Origin of the sequence: Paracoccus sp. 228 (assembly GCF_000967825.1) — a bacterium.
Classification (GTDB): Bacteria; Pseudomonadota; Alphaproteobacteria; order Rhodobacterales; family Rhodobacteraceae; genus Paracoccus; species Paracoccus marcusii.
Genome location: NZ_JYGY01000001.1, coordinates 628,436 through 644,945, shown reverse-complemented (window position 1 = coordinate 644,945; position 16,510 = coordinate 628,436). Strand labels below are relative to the sequence as shown.

The following is a 16,510-nucleotide window of genomic DNA, read 5'->3' as shown; positions in this document are numbered from 1 at the left end:
GGACGACCCCATCGGAATGCGAAACCCCCGCGCAGGTGCTGCGCGGGGGTTTTTCGTTGGTGCATCGGGCCCGCGGTGACGGGCCCGCCCGTCAGTTCCCCGACAGGCCCGGAGGAGGCCCGCCGAAGCCCAGGCCCATTCCGCCGGAGGGTGCCGCCGCCTCGGGGGTCGCGGCTTCCGGCGTAGGGTTGGCCGGTGCGGGTGCGTCCGGGGCGGTTGCGTCCGGGGTCGGCGTCGCCGGAGCCGGCTGCTGCTGGCCGAAAGGCGATCCGCCCAATCCGCCAAGCGTGCCGAACCCGCCGCTGCCACCCTGCGGGGCCGCGCCGCCGCCGCCCAGCCCACCACCGAGGCCACCACCCAGACCGCCGCCAAGCCCCCCACCAAGGCCGCCGCCCATGGGGATCTCGATCCGCATGTTCGACGTGTCCACGACCGGTCCCTTGTAGTGCATGACCATGCCCGGGAACGCGATTACCGCCGCGATCATCAGGACCTGAAGCCCCACGAAGGGAACCGCGCCGCGATAGATGTTCAGGGTGGTGATCGGGTCCATGATCAGACCGGTGATCTTGTCCCGATAGGATTTCCGCGGCGCGACCGAACGCAGATAGAACAGCGCAAAGCCCACGGGCGGCGTCAGGAACGATGTCTGCATCGTCACCGCCAGGATCACCCCGAACCAGACCAGGTCGACGCCAAGCGCATTCGCCGCCGGGATCAGCAGCGGCACGATGACGAAGGCCAGTTCGAAGAAGTCCAGGAAGAAGCCAAGGATGAAGATGATGATGCAGGACACGATCAGGAAGCCCGTGACCCCGCCGGGCAGCGCGGTCAGCAGGTCGCGCACCCAGATATGGCCGTTGACCGAATAGTAGGTCAGCGAGAAGACGGTCGCGCCCAGCAGGATGAACATCACGAAGGCCGACAGCTTGACCGTCGACAGCAGCGCCTGGTTCAGCACGTCGAAGCTGAGGCGGCGCTTGATCGCCGAAAGGATCAGCGCGCCCATCGCACCCATCGCGCCGCCTTCGGTAGGCGTGGCGATGCCCAGGAAGATCGTGCCCAGCACCAGGAAGACCAGCGCCAGGGGCGGGATCATCACGATGATGACCTGCCGCGTCATCGGCGACAGCCAGCGCCCGCCCGTGGCACGGTCGGCGACCGCCAGGATCAGCAGGGCCACGACCGCCAGGGTCGCCGCCCAGATGGGCGCGTTCGTGACGCCGTTGGCGTCCATCCAGCGGCTGGCCAGCTGGAAGATCGCGACGGCCAGCACGATCACCACGGCCAGCGACCAGCCGCCGCCGCCCAGGCTGCGCGCCTCCAGCGGCAGGGCGGGCATGGCCTTGGGGCGCAGGATCGACAGGATCAGGACATAGACGATGTAGACGCCGACCAGCGCCAGCGCCGGGACCATCGCCGCCTTGTACATGTCGCCGACGGAACGTCCCAGCTGGTCGGCCAGCACGATCAGCACCAGCGACGGCGGAATGATCTGCGCCAGCGTTCCCGACGCCGCGATCACGCCCGTCGACAGGCTTTTGTCATAGCCGTAGCGCATCATGATCGGCAGAGAGATCAGGCCCATCGAGATAACCGAGGCCGCGACCACGCCGGTCGTGGCCGCCAGCAGCGCGCCCACCAGGATCACGGCATAGGCAAGGCCGCCGCGGACCGGGCCGAACAGTTGGCCGATGGTGTCTAGCAGCTCCTCGGCCATGCGGGACCGTTCCAGCACGATCCCCATCAGCGTGAAGAACGGGATGGCCAGCAGCGTGTCGTTCCGCATCACGCCGAAGACGCGGTCCCCAAGCGCCCCCAGCAGGTTCCAGCCCAGGTTCACCTGGTCGGACAGGGGCGTCAGGAACACCCCGAAGAAGAAGAACAGCAGCCCGTTGGCCGCTAGCGCAAAGGCGATCGGATAGCCGAACAGCAGGAACGCCACCATCGAGAAGAACATGATGGGGGCAAGGTTGTGGGCGATAAGGTCGATCACGGGCGGCGCTCCGGTTCATCGGTCTGGTCGGTGCGGCCCGTCAGCATCAGCCCGGCCTCGTGATTGGCGGCCTCGTTCGGGCCGGTGTTCTGGTGCGGATCGGGAATGATGCCGCGCATGACGGCGATCTTTTTCACGATCTCGGACAGGCCCTGGGCGAACAGCAGGCCAAAGCCCACCACCAGCACGCCCCGCGCCGGCCAGAGCGGCAGGCCGCCCGCGTTCATCGAGATCTCTCCGGTGCGGATGCTGCCCATCAGGGCGGGCCAGGTCAGCCACAGCATGACCGTGGTGAAGGGCATCAGGAACAGGATCGTGCCCAGAAGGTCGATCCAGTGCTGCACCCGGCGCGACCAGCGGCCATAGATCACGTCGATGCGGATATGTTCGTTCTCGAGCAGCGTCCACGCCGAGGCCAGCATGAAGGCCGCGCCGAACAGGTACCACTGCGCCTCCAGCCAGGCGTTCGACGACATGCTGAACACCTTGCGGACGACCGCGTTGACGGCGCTGATGACGACGGCCAGCAGGATCAGCCAGGCGACGCTGCGCCCGATCAGCGTCGTGACGCGGTCGATGCCGCGCGAAAGGGCCAACAGGCCGCTCATGATATGCTCCTCCCTCAAGGTACGGCCTTTGGCCGCAGTCCGGTTGACCCGGTCGTTCTGGCTGGCAGGATATGCGGCAAGCGGCCTGCACGGGTCAAGGTTTTCCGCCAGTTGACCCTAGGTCAGCGCGGCCATCCCGACCAGCGCCGCACATTCCGCAAGCAGCACCGACGCGCCCAACACATCGCCCGTCTGCCCGCCCAGCAGACGGCAGGCGCGGCGCGAGACCGCCACGACCGACAGCCCGACCAGCGCCATCGCCAAGGTCGCGGCCCCCGGTCCCGGCGCACCCAGCAGCAGCGCCAGAACGCCCGTCAGCGTGGCCGCCACCACCGCCCGGCGCGAGGGTTGTCCGGCCCCCTGACCCAGCCCGTCGGTCCGCGCCGGCGGCAGGGCACGCATCAGCATCACCGGTGCCACTCGTCCCGCCGCGGCCGCCGCGATCAGCGCCAGCGGTCCAAGCGCCGCCAGCGCCGCCACGCGGATCACGCCCGTCGCCACCAGCGCGGCCGCGCCATAGCTGCCGATGGTCGATTCGCGCATGATCCGCAGCCGGTCGGCGCGGTCCCGTCCGCCGCCCGCATCGGCGAAATCGGCCAGCGCATCCTCGTGCAGCGCACCGGTCAGCCAGACGGCCAGGGCGACGGACAGCGCCGCCGGCAGCAGGCCCGTCCCCATGATCCACAGGGGCACCCCGGCCAGCAGTCCCAGCACCGCCCCCGCCAGCGGAAAGGCCCAGGCCGCGCGGGACAGCGGCAAAACCTCGGGCGGCAGGAGGCGGCCAAGCGGCAGCCGCGTCAGGAAAACCAGCGCCAGGACGATCTGGTGCGACCTAGACAATCCCGGCCTCGGCAAAGGTCGCCATGCCGTTGTGGCACTCCAGCGCGGCGCGCAGCACCAGAAGGGCCACGGCGGCGCCGGACCCCTCGCCCAAGCGCATGTCCAGCGACAGGACGGGCTGCATCGCCAGCGACGCGATCACGCGTCGGTGCCCCGGTTCGGCGCTTTCATGGCCGATTAGGCAGTGGGACAGTGCGTCGGGATCATCGCGGGTCAGCACGGCGGCGGCGGCGGTGCAGATGAACCCGTCCAGGATCACCGGAATGCGCAGGTCCCGTGCACGGCGTACCGCGCCGCAGATGGCCGCCTGTTCGCGACCGCCGAACGCGGCCAGCGTGTCGTGGGTGCCGGTCACGGCGTGGCGGGCCAGCCCTTCCGTCACGACGCGGACCTTGGCGGCCAGCATCGCGCCCTGCGCGCCGGTGCCGGGGCCGACCCAGTCCTCGGCCCGTCCGCCAAAGGTCGCCGCCGCCAATGCGGCCGAGGTGGTGGAATTGCCGATCCCCATCTCTCCCAGCAGCAGGACCTGGGCGGTGGAATCGACGGCGGCGGCGCCCTGCGCCATCGCATGGTCGACCTCGGCCGACGACATCGCGGGGCCTTGGGTGAAATCGGCCGTGGGCCGGTCCAGATCCAGCGCGACGATGCCCAGATCGGCCCCCGCCACACGGCACAGCTGATTGATCGCCGCGCCGCCTGCACGAAAGTTCGCGACCATCGCCGCCGTCACCGCGGGTGGAAAGGGCGTGACGCCCTGTGCCGTGATCCCGTGATTGCCCGCAAATACCAGCGCCTGCGCGCGGTCCAGCGTGGGGCGGTCGGTCCCCTGCCAGCCTGCCATGAACACGGCCAGCGCCTCCAGCCGGCCAAGCGATCCGGCGGGTTTCGTCAAGGTGGCCTGGCGCGCGGCGGCACCGTCGGCAGCGGTCTGGTCAAATCGGGTCATCGGGGCTCTCTGCCATGGGTTTCAGGCGCAGGGGCATGCCGCTGACGGCCATCCAGACCTGGTCGGCCAGTGCCGCCACCGCCTGGTTCATCCGGCCGTGATCGTCGCGGAACCGGCGGGCCAAGGCATTGTCCGGCACGATCCCCTGCCCCAATTCGTTGCTTACCAGCACGACAGGACAGCATTGCTGACGTAACGTCACCGTCAATGCGCCGATATCCGCCGAACCCATGCAGTTCGACATCCACAGCGTCAGGCAATCCACAAGGCGCACGCCCTGTCCGTCGGTCGCGCGCAGCGTGCCGGCCAGATCCAGCGGTTCTTCGATGGTGCGCCAGCCCTGTCCGCGATCCTGTTGATGCGCCTTGATTCTTTCACCCATCTCGGTGTCGCGGGCCTGGGCGGTGGCGATATAGATGCGCGGCATTGCATGGCGCAGGACAAGCCGCTCTGCCAGGGCCGACTTGCCCGACCGCGCGCCGCCCGTCACCAGCGTGATATGTCCCCGTTGCGTCATGCGGGCCTGTTTTCCACAGGGCGGTCGGGTTGGAAAGCGCGAAACGCCGCTTGCCCACACCCGTGCTTTCACTAAACCTCGCGCCATTCCGGTGCGAAACGACACCGACAGACAACTTGGAGGAGTTGGGATGACCAAGCTTTTCGCGACGACCGCCCTGCTGACCGCGCTGGCGATGCCCGCTTGGGCCGTGCAGCCTGCCGAAGGCGAGACCCTGGCCGAGAACCAGACCTATACCTATTGGCTGCTGGACGCGATCAAGTCGCTTGACCCGGCCAAGAACACCGACGTCGAGGGTTCGGACGCGCTGCGCTCGCTGTTCGAGGGCCTGATGATAGAGGATGCCGCGGGCAACATGATCCCCGGCGTCGCCGAAAGCCACGAGATGTCCGAGGACGGCCTGACCTACACCTTCACGCTGCGCGACGCCAAGTGGTCGAACGGCGACCCGGTGACGGCAGACGACTTCGTCTATGCCTGGCAGCGTGTCGTCACGCCCGAGACCGCGTCGGAATACGCCTGGTACATGGAGCTGATGAACCTGCAGAACGCCACGCAGATCATCGCGGGCGAGATGGAGCCCGACCAGCTGGGCGTCGTCGCGCTGGACGACAAGACGCTGCAGGTCACGCTGACCACGCCCACCCCCTATTTCCTGAACACCCTGTCGCACACCACGACCTATCCCGTGCCCCGCGCGGTGGTCGAGGAGCATGGTGATGCCTGGGTGCAGCCCGCCAACCTGGTCGGCAACGGGGCCTATACCCTGGCCAGCCACAATCTGGGCGTCGAGATCGTCTTCGAGAAGAACCCGGAATACTGGGATGCCGAGAACGTCGTGATGCAGACCGTCCGCGGCGTGACCGTCAACGACAACAACGTGGCCCTGACCCGCTATCAGGCCGGAGAGCTGGACCGCGTCCAGATCCCCGCCGGCCAGTACCCGCGCCTGTCCGAGGCATCCCCCGAAGAGGCCGTGTCTGTCCCCTACGGCTGCTCCTACGCCTATGTGTTCAACCTGTCGGAGAAGGGCCCCGAGGCGCTGAAGGACGAACGTGTCCGCGAGGCGCTGGCCCTGTCGCTGAACCGTGAGGTCATCGTGGATCAGGTCCTGCAGGGCGGACAGGAGCCCGCCTACACCTGGACGCACTGGGCCATCAACGGCTTTGCCGCGCCCGAGGGCGGCATGAAGGACATGTCGCAGGAAGACCGCATGGCCCGCGCCGCCGAGCTGTTGGCCGAGGCCGGTTACGGTCCCGACAACCCGGTGCGCCTGCAGCTGCAGTACAACACCGACGACAGCCACCGCCTGCTGGCCATCGCGGCCCAGCAGTTCTGGCGCCCCCTTGGCATCGAGATCGAGCTGAACAACGTCGAATGGGCCGTCCATACCGACCGCCTGCAGAACCAGGACTTCGAGATCGCACGCTATGCCTGGTGCGCCGACTACAACGAGGCGACGACCTTCCTGGACTGGTTCCGCACCGACGGCTACAACAGCGGCAAGTGGTCGAACGAGGAATACGACAAGCTGCTGGTCGAGGCCCGCACGGCAGAGGACACCACGCCCCTCTATCAGCGCGCCGAGGAGATCCTGGCCGACGAGAATCCGGCGGTCTTCGTCTATCACTATGCCAAGGTCGACATGATCAACCCGGCCATCAAGGGCCTGCCGCGCGAGAACCTGCTGAACACCTGGTACGCCAAGGACCTGTACCGCGTCGCGGAATAAGCAGCCATCCTGACCGGGGGCCGGGGCGGCACGACCGCCCCGGCCCTGTCATTTTTCAACCATCCCGCAGGGAAGGCCCCACGCGATGTTCGCATTCATCCTGCGACGGCTGGCGGTGGCGATACCCACGTTGCTTCTGCTGATCGTCTTCTCCTTCGTCCTGATGCAGATCGCACCGGGCGGACCTTTCACGGGCGAACGCGCCCTGCCCCCGGCCGTCCTTGCCAACCTGGAGGCGCAGTACGGTCTGAACGATCCGCTGTGGCTGCAGATCTGGAACTATCTGGTCAACGTGGTCGTGCATTTCGACTTCGGCCCCAGCTTCGTCTATCCCGACCGCACCGTGAACCAGCTGATCGCCAGCGGATTTCCGGTGACGCTGACCTATGGCGGGCTGTCCTTCGTGGCCGCCGTCGTCGTGGGCGTGGCCCTGGGGGTGGTGGCGGCGATCTGGCACAACAGCTGGGTCGACTATCTGGCCGTGGGCATGTCCATCGGCGCGCAGGTGCTGCCGAACTTCGTGATGGCACCGCTGTTGGTGCTGGTCCTGACCCTGTGGTACGGGCTGCTGCCGGGCGGCGGCTGGAGCTTCAGCAATCCCAGCTTCTGGATCATGCCGGTGATCGCACTGTCGACCAGCTACATGGCATCAATCGCGCGGATCACCCGGTCGTCGATGCTGGAGGTGCTGGGCTCGAACCACATCCGCACGGCGCGGGCCAAGGGAATGCCCGAACACCGCGTCATCATCCGCCACGCGCTGAAACCCGCGATGCTGCCGGTGATCAGCTATCTGGGGCCGGTCTTCGTGTCGATGATCACCGGGTCGGTGGTGATCGACATCTATTTCTCGACCGGCGGCATCGGCAAGGCCTTCGTGGACAGCGCGCTGAACCGCGACTATGCCGTGATGATGGGCGTCACCATCCTGGTGGGCGCGCTGACCATCCTCTTCAACCTCATCGTCGACGTGCTTTACGCATGGATCGACCCCAAGATCAGGTACTAGGTCATGGTCATCGATCAATCCAAGATGCAGTCCCTGTCCGACCGTTTCGTCGAGGCAGAGGTCCGCGGCCGCAGCCCCTGGGCCGACGCGCGTCGCCGCTTTTTTCGCAACCGGGCCGCGATGCTGGGCCTGACGATCCTGGTGCTGGTATCGCTGTTCGCGATCTTCGGCGGCTATCTCGCCCAATGGTCGAACGAGGAGCTGGATTTCAGCGTCATGGGCCAGGTTGCCCAGATGGGTCAGCCGTCCATGGAAAACGGCCACTTCTTCGGCACCGACAACCTGGGCCGCGACCTGTATGCACGCGTCGTGCAGGGCACGCGCATCAGCCTGATGGTCGGCGTCGTGGGGGCGGCCATCGCCGTCATCGTCGGCACGCTCTATGGCGCGACGGCGGGATATGTCGGCGGGCGCACCGACCAGATCATGATGCGGACGGTCGATATCCTGATGTCGATTCCCTACATGTTCGTGCTGATCCTGCTGTTGGTGATGTTCGGGCGGTCCATGTCGATGCTGTTCCTGGGCATCGGCCTGATCTCCTGGCTGGACATGAGCAGAATCGTTCGCGGCCAGACCCTTAGCCTCAAGAACCGAGAATTCATCGAGGCCGCGCGCGCCACCGGCGTCTCGTCCTTCCGCATCATCATCCGCCATATCGTCCCGAACCTTCTGGGCGTGGTCGCGGTCTATGCGACGCTCTTGGTGCCGCTGATGATCCTGACGGAAAGCTTCATCAGCTTCCTGGGCCTGGGCGTTCAGGAACCTCTGACCAGCTGGGGCGCGTTGATCTCGGAAGGCGCAGGCACGATGAACTATGGCACGCTGTGGCAGCTGGCCTTCCCGTTGTTCTTCTTCGTCATCACCCTGTTCGGCTTCTTCTTCGTGGGCGACGGCCTGCGCGATGCCCTCGACCCAAAGGAGCGCTGAGATGGCCCTTCTCGAATTGCGCGACCTTGCGGTCCGCTTCCAGACCAACGATGCCGAGGTGCGGGCCGTCAACGACGTGACCCTGTCCGTCGATGCGGGCGAAACCCTGGGCATCGTTGGCGAATCCGGCAGCGGCAAGTCGCAGCTGTCCTTCGCGATCATGGGGCTGCTGGCGCGCAACGGCCGCGCCTCGGGCAGCGTCCTGTTTGACGGGCAACAGATCCTGAACGCCCCGCCCAAGGTGCTGAACCGCATCCGGGCCGAACAGATCGCGATGATCTTTCAGGACCCGATGACCTCCCTGAACCCCTATATGCGGGTAGCCGACCAGATGGCCGAGGTGCTGACCCTGCACAAGGGTCTGTCGAAACGCGACGCCGTCGCGCAGGCCGTGCAGATGCTGGACGCGGTCAAGATTCCCGATGCCAAGGGGCGCGTGCGGCTTTATCCGCATGAATTCTCGGGCGGCATGCGGCAGCGGGTGATGATCGCCATGGCGCTGCTGTGCCGCCCCAAGCTGCTGATCGCGGATGAGCCCACGACCGCGCTGGACGTGACGGTGCAGGCGCAGATCATGGCCCTGCTGTCGGACCTGCAACGCGATTTCGGCATGGCCATGATCCTGATCACCCATGATCTGGGCGTGGTCGCGGGGTCATGCGAACGGGTTGCTGTCATGTATGGCGGCCGCATCCGGGAAACCGGGCCGGTGCGCCCGATCTTTGCCGAACCCACGCATCCCTACACCCAGGGCCTTCTAGACGCGATCCCGCGTGTTGATCAGGACGATGAGGACCTGCGCGCCATCCCCGGCCAGCCCCCGAACATGAGCCGCCCGCCCTCGGGCTGCGCGTTCGAGCCGCGCTGCCCCTATCGCCGCGAAGGCTGTGCCAGCATCGACCCAGCCCTGGAGGTCTTCGCCCCCGGCCGCGCCCGTGCCTGCCACGCCCCCGTGGCCGAGGTGCTGGCCCGGCGCATGATCGACGACCCGCAGCCCGACCTGGCCGCGGCTGGTGACACCCCGCCGCCGGACGACCACCTGCCCGAGGGCGCCGTCGCCGGTGCTGGTGCGGCCGGCGCCACCCAGACCCCCGGATCGGAGGCCAAGCCATGAGCGATCTTCTGAGCGTGCGCGACCTGCGCGTGACCTTCCAGATCCGCCCCGAGGGCGCGATGCCCTGGACGCGCCCCAACCCGCTGCGCGCGGTGAACGGCGTCGATTTCGCCCTGGCGCCCGGAGAGACCCTGGGCGTGGTGGGCGAATCCGGTTGCGGAAAATCGACCTTGGCCCGCGCCCTGATCGGGCTGGTCCCGGCCACGGGCCAAGCCGAATGGATCGACGGCAAGGACCTTCTGGCGCTGACGCCCCGCCAGATGATGGCCTATCGCCAGGACATCCAGATGGTGTTCCAGGACCCGCTGGCCAGCCTGAACCCGCGCATGACGGTGGGCCAGATCATCGCCGAACCCCTGACCACGCATCGCCCCGGCCTGCCCCGCGCCCAGGTGCGCGAGCGCGTCAAGGCGATGATGGAAAAGGTCGGCCTGCTGCCCAACCAGATCAACCGCTATCCCCATGAATTCAGCGGCGGCCAGTGCCAGCGCATCGGCATCGCCCGCGCCCTGATCGTGGAGCCCAAGCTGATCATCTGCGATGAGCCGGTATCCGCGCTGGACGTGTCGATCCAGGCACAGGTGATCAACCTGCTGATTCGGCTGCAAAAGGATCTGGGGCTGGCGCTGATCTTCATTGCACATGACCTGTCGGTGGTGAAACATATCAGCGACCGGGTGATGGTGCTGTATCTGGGCAAGGTGATGGAGATGGGTCCGGTGCAGGCGCTCTATGCCGACCCCCGGCACCCGTATACGCAGGCGCTGCTCTCGGCCGTGCCGGTGCCGGACCCCACGATCGAGACCGCCAAGACCATCGTGCCGCTGGCGGGCGACCTGCCCTCTCCCATGAACCCGCCCTCGGGCTGCGTGTTCCGGACGCGCTGTCCGCGGGCGCGGGCCGAATGCGCGGCATCGGTGCCGCAACTGACGGTCGGCGACCATCAGGTCGCCTGCCATTTCCCCGGCCCCCTGACGGACGCGGAAATCGCCCACGCCCGCCGGACCGAGGCCGCCTGAGATGCCGCCCGACGCGCCCGCATCCCCCGATTATGCGGCGCGTTGGGCGGCGCTGAAGAACATCCCGCCCTTCCTGGTGATGGTCTGGCGGGCCAGCCCCGCGCTGACGCTGGCCATGGTGGCGCTGCGCCTGATGCGGGCGCTGATGCCGGTCGCGATGTTGTGGGTCGGCAAGCTGATCATCGATCAGGTCGTGGCCCTGTCGGCCGCGGCCGGGCCGGACACGCTGGCCGGCTGGTGGGACAGCGGGCTGGCGCATCCGCTGATCGGGCTGGTGGCACTGGAACTGGCGCTGGCGATCGCGCAGGACGTGCTGGGGCGGCTGGTCGCCTATGTCGATGCGCTGCTGCAGGAGAAGCTGGTCATCGACATCTCGATCCGGCTGATGGATCACGCGGCGGATCTGGACCTGGCCTCCTTCGAGGATGCCAGCTTTCAGGACCGCCTGGACCGCGCGCGGCGCCAGACGATGGGGCGCATCCCCCTGCTGAACCAGTTGATGCAGCAGATGCAGGACAGCGTCACGGTCATCAGCTTCGGCGTGGGTCTGGTGGTCTACAATCCATGGTTGGTGGTGCTGCTGGCGCTGGCGCTGATCCCGTCCCTGATGGGAGAGATGCATTTCAACGCCCGCACCTATGCGCTGAACCACGCCCGCGCCGCAGACCGGCGCGAACGCGACTATCTGCGCATGATCGCAGCCACCGCCGAGACCGCGAAAGAGGTCAAGATCTTTAGCCTAAGCCCTTGGCTGCGCGACAGATATCTGACGCTGGCCCGGCGGTTCTATCTGGAGAACCGGGTGATCCAGCGCCGCCAGCTGTCGGTGATGGCGGTGCTGACCGCGCTTGGCACGCTGGCCTATTACGCGGCCTTTCTGTGGATCATCGCGCGCACGCTGACGGGGCAGCTGTCCATTGGCGATCTGACCTTCCTGTCAGGCAGCTTCCTGCGTCTGCGCGGTTTGCTGGAGGGGCTGCTATCGGGGTTCTCCAGCATGGCGGGTCAGGCCATGTATCTGGACGACCTGTTCGATTTCTTCACCGCCCGCCCGGCCATCGCCAGCCCCGCCGATCCGCTGCCGGTGCCGGTGCCCATCGCGCAGGGCTTCCGGTTCGAGAACGTGGGCTTCCGCTATCCGGGCCGCGACGATTGGGCGATCCGAGGCATGACGCTGGACCTGCGCGCCGGAGAGACGGTCGCCCTGGTCGGAGAGAACGGCGCGGGCAAGACCACCATCGTCAAGCTGCTGGCGCGTCTCTATGACCCGGACGAAGGCCGCATCACGCTGGATGGGCGCGACCTGCGCGACTATGACCTGGACCAGCTGCGCGGCACCGTGGGCGTGATCTTTCAGGACTTCGTTCGCTATGCGGTGACCGCGGCGGAAAACATCGCCATCGGCCGGATCGACGCGCGCGACGACCGCCCCCGCATCGTGACGGCGGCCGAACGGTCCCTGGCCGATCAGGTCATCGCCAAGCTGCCCAAGGGCTACGACCAGATGGTCGGCAAGCGGTTCGCCCGCGGCTTGGGCCTGTCGGGTGGCGAGTGGCAGAAGCTGGCCATCGCGCGTGCCTATATGCGCGATGCGCAGCTACTGGTGCTGGACGAACCCACCGCCGCGCTGGACGCGCGGGCGGAATACGAGGTCTTTCTGCGGTTCCGCGACCTGACGCAGGGGCGGACGGCGCTGCTGATCTCGCACCGCTTCTCATCGGTGCGGATGGCCGACCGGATCATCGTGCTGGAGGGCGGGCGCGTTCAGGATCAGGGCAGCCATGCCGAGCTGGTCGCCCGGCCCGGCCGCTATCGCGAACTGTTCGAGCTGCAGGCCCAAGGGTACCGTTAAAGCACGGTCCCCAGCACGATCACCGTGATCAGCGCGATGACCGGGATCAGCACCGCGACCACGAAGATGTCTGGATAGCTTTTCTTGTGGGTCAGCCCGGTGATGGCCAGCAGCGTGATGACCGCGCCGTTATGCGGCAGCGCGTCGAACCCGCCCGAGGACAGTGCCGTGACACGGTGCATCAGCTCCATGCTGATCCCCTGTTCCTGGCCCATCGTGGCGAACTGTTCACCAAGCGTGTTCAGCGCGATGGACATGCCGCCCGAGGCCGATCCGGTGATGCCGGCCAGCACGTTCACCGCCACCGACAGCGACGCCACCGGGTTGTTCGGGAACAGGCCCAGCACGGCGTCGCGGATCAGCGCAAAGGCCGGCAGCGAGGCGATGACGGCGCCATAGCCCACCTCGGACGCGGTGTTGAAGATCGGCAGCAGCGACCCCATCGTGCCGGAATTGACACTCTCGCGCAGGTTGGCAAAGCGGCGCAGGTTCAGGCCGACGGCCAGCAGGATCGACGCCACCAGCGACACGATGATCGCCCAGATGCCGGCGACCGAGGACAGGGTCGTCTCTCCATAGCGCGGTTCAGCCAGATAGTCCGCGGACATGTTCGGGAAGACGAACCAGGTCAGAACCGCGTTCAAGACGATCACCGACACCACAGGCAGGATCGCCAGCGCGAAGGGCGGCAGGTCCGCATCCTCGGGCAGGGTCGCGTCTGCGGCGGTGACGGGGTGGTCGCCGTAGCCCTCGGCCCCGGCGGCGCGGGCGCGGCGGTTCAGCCACATCGTGCCGCCCGCCAGCATGATGACCCCGGCCAGCGTGCCCAGCAGCGGCGCCGCGAAGACGTTCGTGCCGAAGAACGGCATCGGAATGGCGTTCTGGATCGCGGGCGTGCCGGGGAATGCCGTCATGGTGAAGGTGAACGACCCAAGCGCGATGGCCGCGGGCAGCAGGCGCTTGGGGATGTCGGCGCGGCGGAACAGCGCGTTGGCGATGGGATAGACCGCAAAGGCCACCACGAACAGCGACACCCCGCCAAAGGTCAGCACGCCGCAGGACAGGACGACCGCCAGCACTGCGCGCTGAGCGCCCAGCCTGTCGACGATCCATTCCGCGATCGATCGCGCGGCGCCGCTGTCGGCCATGACCTTGCCGAAGATCGCGCCCAGCAGGAACAGCGGGAAGTAGGTGATGACATAGCCGCCAAGCGAATTCATGAAGACCTGGGTATAGGTCGCCAGAACCGGCAGGTCCCCGGACATCACCACCGCCAGCAGCGCCAGCAGTGGCGCCAGGATCAGCACGTTGATCCCGCGATAGGCCAGATACATCAGCAGTATCAGCGACAGAAATATTCCCAGCAGGCCCATGCGGCGTCCCTCTCCCGGTTGCAATGGCGCGCATGGTCTCACGCGCGGGACGCGCTGCGCAAGATGCTGCAGTGCAGAAAGTGGTCGGATGCTGGGGAAAGGTGGTACCGCCTCCCCGGCTTGAACGGGGGACCTCTAGATCCACAATCTAGCGCTCTAACCAACTGAGCTAAGGCGGCACAGGGCGGTTCTTTAGCCCCGTGTCCGCAGGGTTGCAAGCCCCGCTTGCCGTGAAATTGCGTCCGCGATACATAAAGTTTCACCGCGAAAGGACAAGCCATGGGCATCAACAGCGAAAGCGACATCACCGCGAACATCCAGATCGGCCCGACCGACCTTGGGATGGTGCGGATCTATGTGCAGGGAGAGGGCGTGGACCTGCCTATGGATTTCGACCCCGAAGAAGCGACCGAGATCGCCGAAGAGCTGATGGCCGCGGCCGAGGCCGCCCGCGCCATGGCCCAGGGCGGCAAGCCTAAGAAGCCCCGGCGATAAGCGCGCCCGGGTCGCACATCACCTGCAACCGCAGGGCTGCGGCCCGCGCAAAGTCGCGCTGCACCTTGGTGCGGCGCGGACCCGCCAGGCGATGTTCGGGGGCCATGCGGGTGATCTCGGCGCCGAAGGCATCGGCATGGATCAGGCCGGTGTCATCGGGCAGCAGATCGGTCGGAAAGTCGCAGTCGACCGCCCAGAAATACCGGTCGCACCAGTCAAGGTACCCCTGCCACTTGCGGTCGGCCTGAAAATCGGCGCGACAGCTTTTGCATTCGACGACCCACAGCTCTCCCTTTGGGCCAAGGCTGATCAGGTCGACGCGCAGGCCCCGGACGGGGGTGAACTCGGTCAGCACCGCGTGGTCGAGGCTTCGCAGCAGCCGCCCCGTGCCGCGCGCAAGGCGCTGGCCGGGCATGGCGGGCAAGGGGGACAGGTCGGACATGGGCGCAGGATAGAACGCAACCGGAACGTCCGCAACCCGCCTTGCCGCCCCCGCGCCCCCCGTATAGCGTCCGCGCGCATATCGCCAAAGGAGAGCATCATGACCGATATCAAGCGTCTGGAAACCGGCCCCCGGATGAGCCAGGCGGTCATCGCCAACGGTTTCGTCTTTCTGGCAGGCCAGGTCGGAGAGCCGGGCACCTCGGTCACGGACCAGACCACCGCGATCCTGAACCAGATCGACGCGCTGCTGGCGCAGGCCGGGACCGACAAGACCCGCATCGTCTCTGCCCAGATCTGGATGGCCGACATGGCGAAATTCGCCGAGATGAACGCCGTCTGGGATGCCTGGGTGCCCCAGGGCCACACGCCCGCCCGCGCCACCGGCGAATCCGCGCTGGCGACCCCCGACTACGCGGTCGAGATCATCGTCACCGCGGTCCTGTAATCGTCTGAACGACAGAGCGCGCCGCGCGCAGGCCCGGCGCCTCTCCCCCCTTGCCCAAGCGGTCCATGGTCAGGTCCATGGCGTCCAGCTGGGCACCCCGCTTTGCACGATTCTCCAGCGCGTCCTGCAGCGCCTGTGCCATGGGGCCCGGCTGGCAGCGGCTGCCCAGGAACTCGGGCACGGCGCGCGTCTCGCTGACCAGGTTGACCAGCGTGACGGTGTCGGTGCGCAGCAGCGCCCCCACGATCAGGCGCGACAGCGGCGCCATGTCATAGCCGATGACCATCGGAATGCGGTTGGCCGCCAGTTCCAGGCTGACGGTCCCCGACGCCGCCAGCGCCAGATCGGCGGCGGCAAAGGCCGCACGCTTCTCGTCCGGCTCTTCGATCACGATGGGGGCTGTGGGCCAGCGACGGATCATGTCGCGGACCATCCCGGACACGCCCGGAACCGTCGGCAGCACCACGCGGACTTCGGGCACGCGGTCCCGCAGGCGGATCAGCGCCTCGTCGAAGCGCGGGCCAAGGCGGGTGACCTCTCCGCGGCGCGAACCGGGCAGGCACAGGACCACCGGCGCGTCGGGCGCGATGCCATGGGCGTTGCGGAACAGCTGCGCCTCGTCCGGGCCGGCCACGTCGGCGGTGGCAACGGGATGACCCACGAAATCGCAGGTCATGCCCGCGGCCCGCATCAGCGGCGGTTCGAACGGCAGGATCGCCAGCACGTGATCGATCACCTGCGCCATCTTCAGCGCCCGCCCCGGCCGCCAGGCCCACACAGAGGGTGCGACGTAATGCACCGTCCGCAGGTCGGGACGCTGCGCACGGACCAGACGCGCGACGCGCAGGCCGAAATCGGGGCTGTCGATGGTGATCAGGACGTCGGGGGCGGCATCGATGACCGCCTGTGCGGTCTGCGCGATGCGGCGTTTCAGGTGGCGGTATTTCGGAAGGACCTCCCAGATGCCCATGATCGACAGCTCGTCCATGGGGAACAGGCTGGTCAGGCCAAGGGGGGTCATCGCGGGGCCGCCGACGCCCAGGAACTCCGCCTGCGGATCAAGCTGCCGCAGTCCCGCCATCAGCGCGGCGCCCAACTGGTCGCCCGAAGCCTCGCCCGCGATCAGGAAATAACGCATGCCGTGCCGCCTTGTTGCTGCCAAGTCATGGGTATTGGGACCGACGCGAAAG

General features: G+C 67.3%; 16 protein-coding genes and 1 tRNA gene. 8 read left to right on the top strand and 9 right to left on the bottom strand.

Annotated elements, in window-relative coordinates:
- Positions 1-91: 91 nt before the first annotated feature.
- The 5 genes from SY26_RS03085 to cobU form a co-directional block, all read right to left on the bottom strand.
- A complete protein-coding gene (locus SY26_RS03085; RefSeq protein ID WP_045999206.1) occupies positions 92-1,996 on the bottom strand; it encodes a TRAP transporter large permease subunit in 1,905 nt (634 codons plus the stop codon).
- The gene (locus SY26_RS03080; protein ID WP_045981404.1) at positions 1,993-2,604 is read right to left on the bottom strand and encodes a TRAP transporter small permease subunit; all 612 of its coding nucleotides are present in this window, start codon (positions 2,602-2,604) and stop codon (positions 1,993-1,995) included. The genes SY26_RS03085 and SY26_RS03080 overlap by 4 nt, the downstream gene beginning before the upstream one ends.
- 117 nt (positions 2,605-2,721) lie before the next feature.
- Positions 2,722-3,444: an adenosylcobinamide-GDP ribazoletransferase gene (gene cobS / locus SY26_RS03075; RefSeq protein ID WP_052715092.1), complete on the bottom strand. Its 723-nt coding sequence runs from the start codon at positions 3,442-3,444 to the stop codon at positions 2,722-2,724.
- Positions 3,437-4,390 (bottom strand): nicotinate-nucleotide--dimethylbenzimidazole phosphoribosyltransferase, encoded by a 954-nt coding sequence (cobT, locus tag SY26_RS03070; protein ID WP_045999204.1) that lies wholly within the window; start codon positions 4,388-4,390, stop codon positions 3,437-3,439. The genes cobS and cobT overlap by 8 nt, the downstream gene beginning before the upstream one ends.
- Positions 4,377-4,907: a bifunctional adenosylcobinamide kinase/adenosylcobinamide-phosphate guanylyltransferase gene (gene cobU, locus SY26_RS03065; protein WP_045999203.1), complete on the bottom strand. Its 531-nt coding sequence runs from the start codon at positions 4,905-4,907 to the stop codon at positions 4,377-4,379. Before cobU ends, cobT begins: the two co-directional genes overlap by 14 nt.
- A gap of 130 nt (positions 4,908-5,037) precedes the next feature.
- Here cobU and SY26_RS03060 point away from each other — a divergent pair, with 130 nt between their 5' ends.
- The 6 genes from SY26_RS03060 to SY26_RS03035 all read left to right on the top strand — a co-directional run bounded on the left by SY26_RS03060 (position 5,038) and on the right by SY26_RS03035 (position 12,563).
- Entirely contained in the window at positions 5,038-6,639 is a 1,602-nt protein-coding gene (locus tag SY26_RS03060) for a peptide ABC transporter substrate-binding protein (protein ID WP_045981408.1), read from the top strand.
- 85 nt (positions 6,640-6,724) lie between these two features.
- A complete protein-coding gene (oppB, locus tag SY26_RS03055) occupies positions 6,725-7,648 on the top strand; it encodes an oligopeptide ABC transporter permease OppB (protein ID WP_045999202.1) in 924 nt (307 codons plus the stop codon).
- A gap of 3 nt (positions 7,649-7,651) precedes the next feature.
- Positions 7,652-8,578, top strand: a complete 927-nt coding sequence (locus tag SY26_RS03050) for an ABC transporter permease subunit (protein WP_176695095.1) — start codon at positions 7,652-7,654, stop codon at positions 8,576-8,578.
- 1 nt (position 8,579) lies between these two features.
- Entirely contained in the window at positions 8,580-9,692 is a 1,113-nt protein-coding gene (locus SY26_RS03045; protein ID WP_084693655.1) for an oligopeptide/dipeptide ABC transporter ATP-binding protein, read from the top strand.
- The gene (locus SY26_RS03040) at positions 9,689-10,711 is read left to right on the top strand and encodes an oligopeptide/dipeptide ABC transporter ATP-binding protein (RefSeq protein WP_045999201.1); all 1,023 of its coding nucleotides are present in this window, start codon (positions 9,689-9,691) and stop codon (positions 10,709-10,711) included. The genes SY26_RS03045 and SY26_RS03040 overlap by 4 nt, the downstream gene beginning before the upstream one ends.
- 1 nt (position 10,712) lies before the next feature.
- Positions 10,713-12,563 carry an ABC transporter ATP-binding protein gene (locus SY26_RS03035; RefSeq protein ID WP_045999200.1) on the top strand — a complete coding sequence of 617 codons (1,851 nt, stop codon included), beginning with the start codon at positions 10,713-10,715 and terminating at the stop codon, positions 12,561-12,563.
- On the opposite strand, the gene SY26_RS03030 is transcribed toward SY26_RS03035, so the two are convergent.
- Together SY26_RS03030 and SY26_RS03025 are read right to left on the bottom strand one after the other, a co-directional pair.
- The gene (locus tag SY26_RS03030) at positions 12,560-13,936 is read right to left on the bottom strand and encodes a GntP family permease (protein ID WP_045999199.1); all 1,377 of its coding nucleotides are present in this window, start codon (positions 13,934-13,936) and stop codon (positions 12,560-12,562) included. The two genes, SY26_RS03035 and SY26_RS03030, sit on opposite strands and share 4 nt — an antisense overlap.
- Positions 13,937-14,038: 102 nt before the next feature.
- A tRNA-His gene (locus SY26_RS03025) sits at positions 14,039-14,115 on the bottom strand.
- Between the two features lie 100 nt (positions 14,116-14,215).
- Here SY26_RS03025 and SY26_RS03020 point away from each other — a divergent pair.
- Entirely contained in the window at positions 14,216-14,431 is a 216-nt protein-coding gene (locus tag SY26_RS03020) for a DUF6324 family protein (RefSeq protein ID WP_045999198.1), read from the top strand.
- Here SY26_RS03020 and SY26_RS03015 read toward each other — a convergent pair.
- A complete protein-coding gene (locus tag SY26_RS03015; protein WP_045999197.1) occupies positions 14,412-14,873 on the bottom strand; it encodes an MmcB family DNA repair protein in 462 nt (153 codons plus the stop codon). The genes SY26_RS03020 and SY26_RS03015 overlap by 20 nt on opposite strands.
- 99 nt (positions 14,874-14,972) lie before the next feature.
- Between SY26_RS03015 and SY26_RS03010 the strand changes: the two genes are divergently transcribed.
- On the top strand, positions 14,973-15,320 hold the full coding sequence (locus SY26_RS03010; RefSeq protein ID WP_045981415.1) for a RidA family protein: 348 nt from the start codon (positions 14,973-14,975) through the stop codon (positions 15,318-15,320).
- Here the strand turns inward: SY26_RS03010 and lpxB are convergent.
- Complete coding sequence (gene lpxB / locus SY26_RS03005; RefSeq protein ID WP_045999196.1) at positions 15,304-16,458, bottom strand: lipid-A-disaccharide synthase; 1,155 nt, start codon at positions 16,456-16,458, stop codon at positions 15,304-15,306. The genes SY26_RS03010 and lpxB overlap by 17 nt on opposite strands.
- Between the last annotated feature and the right edge of the window lie 52 nt (positions 16,459-16,510).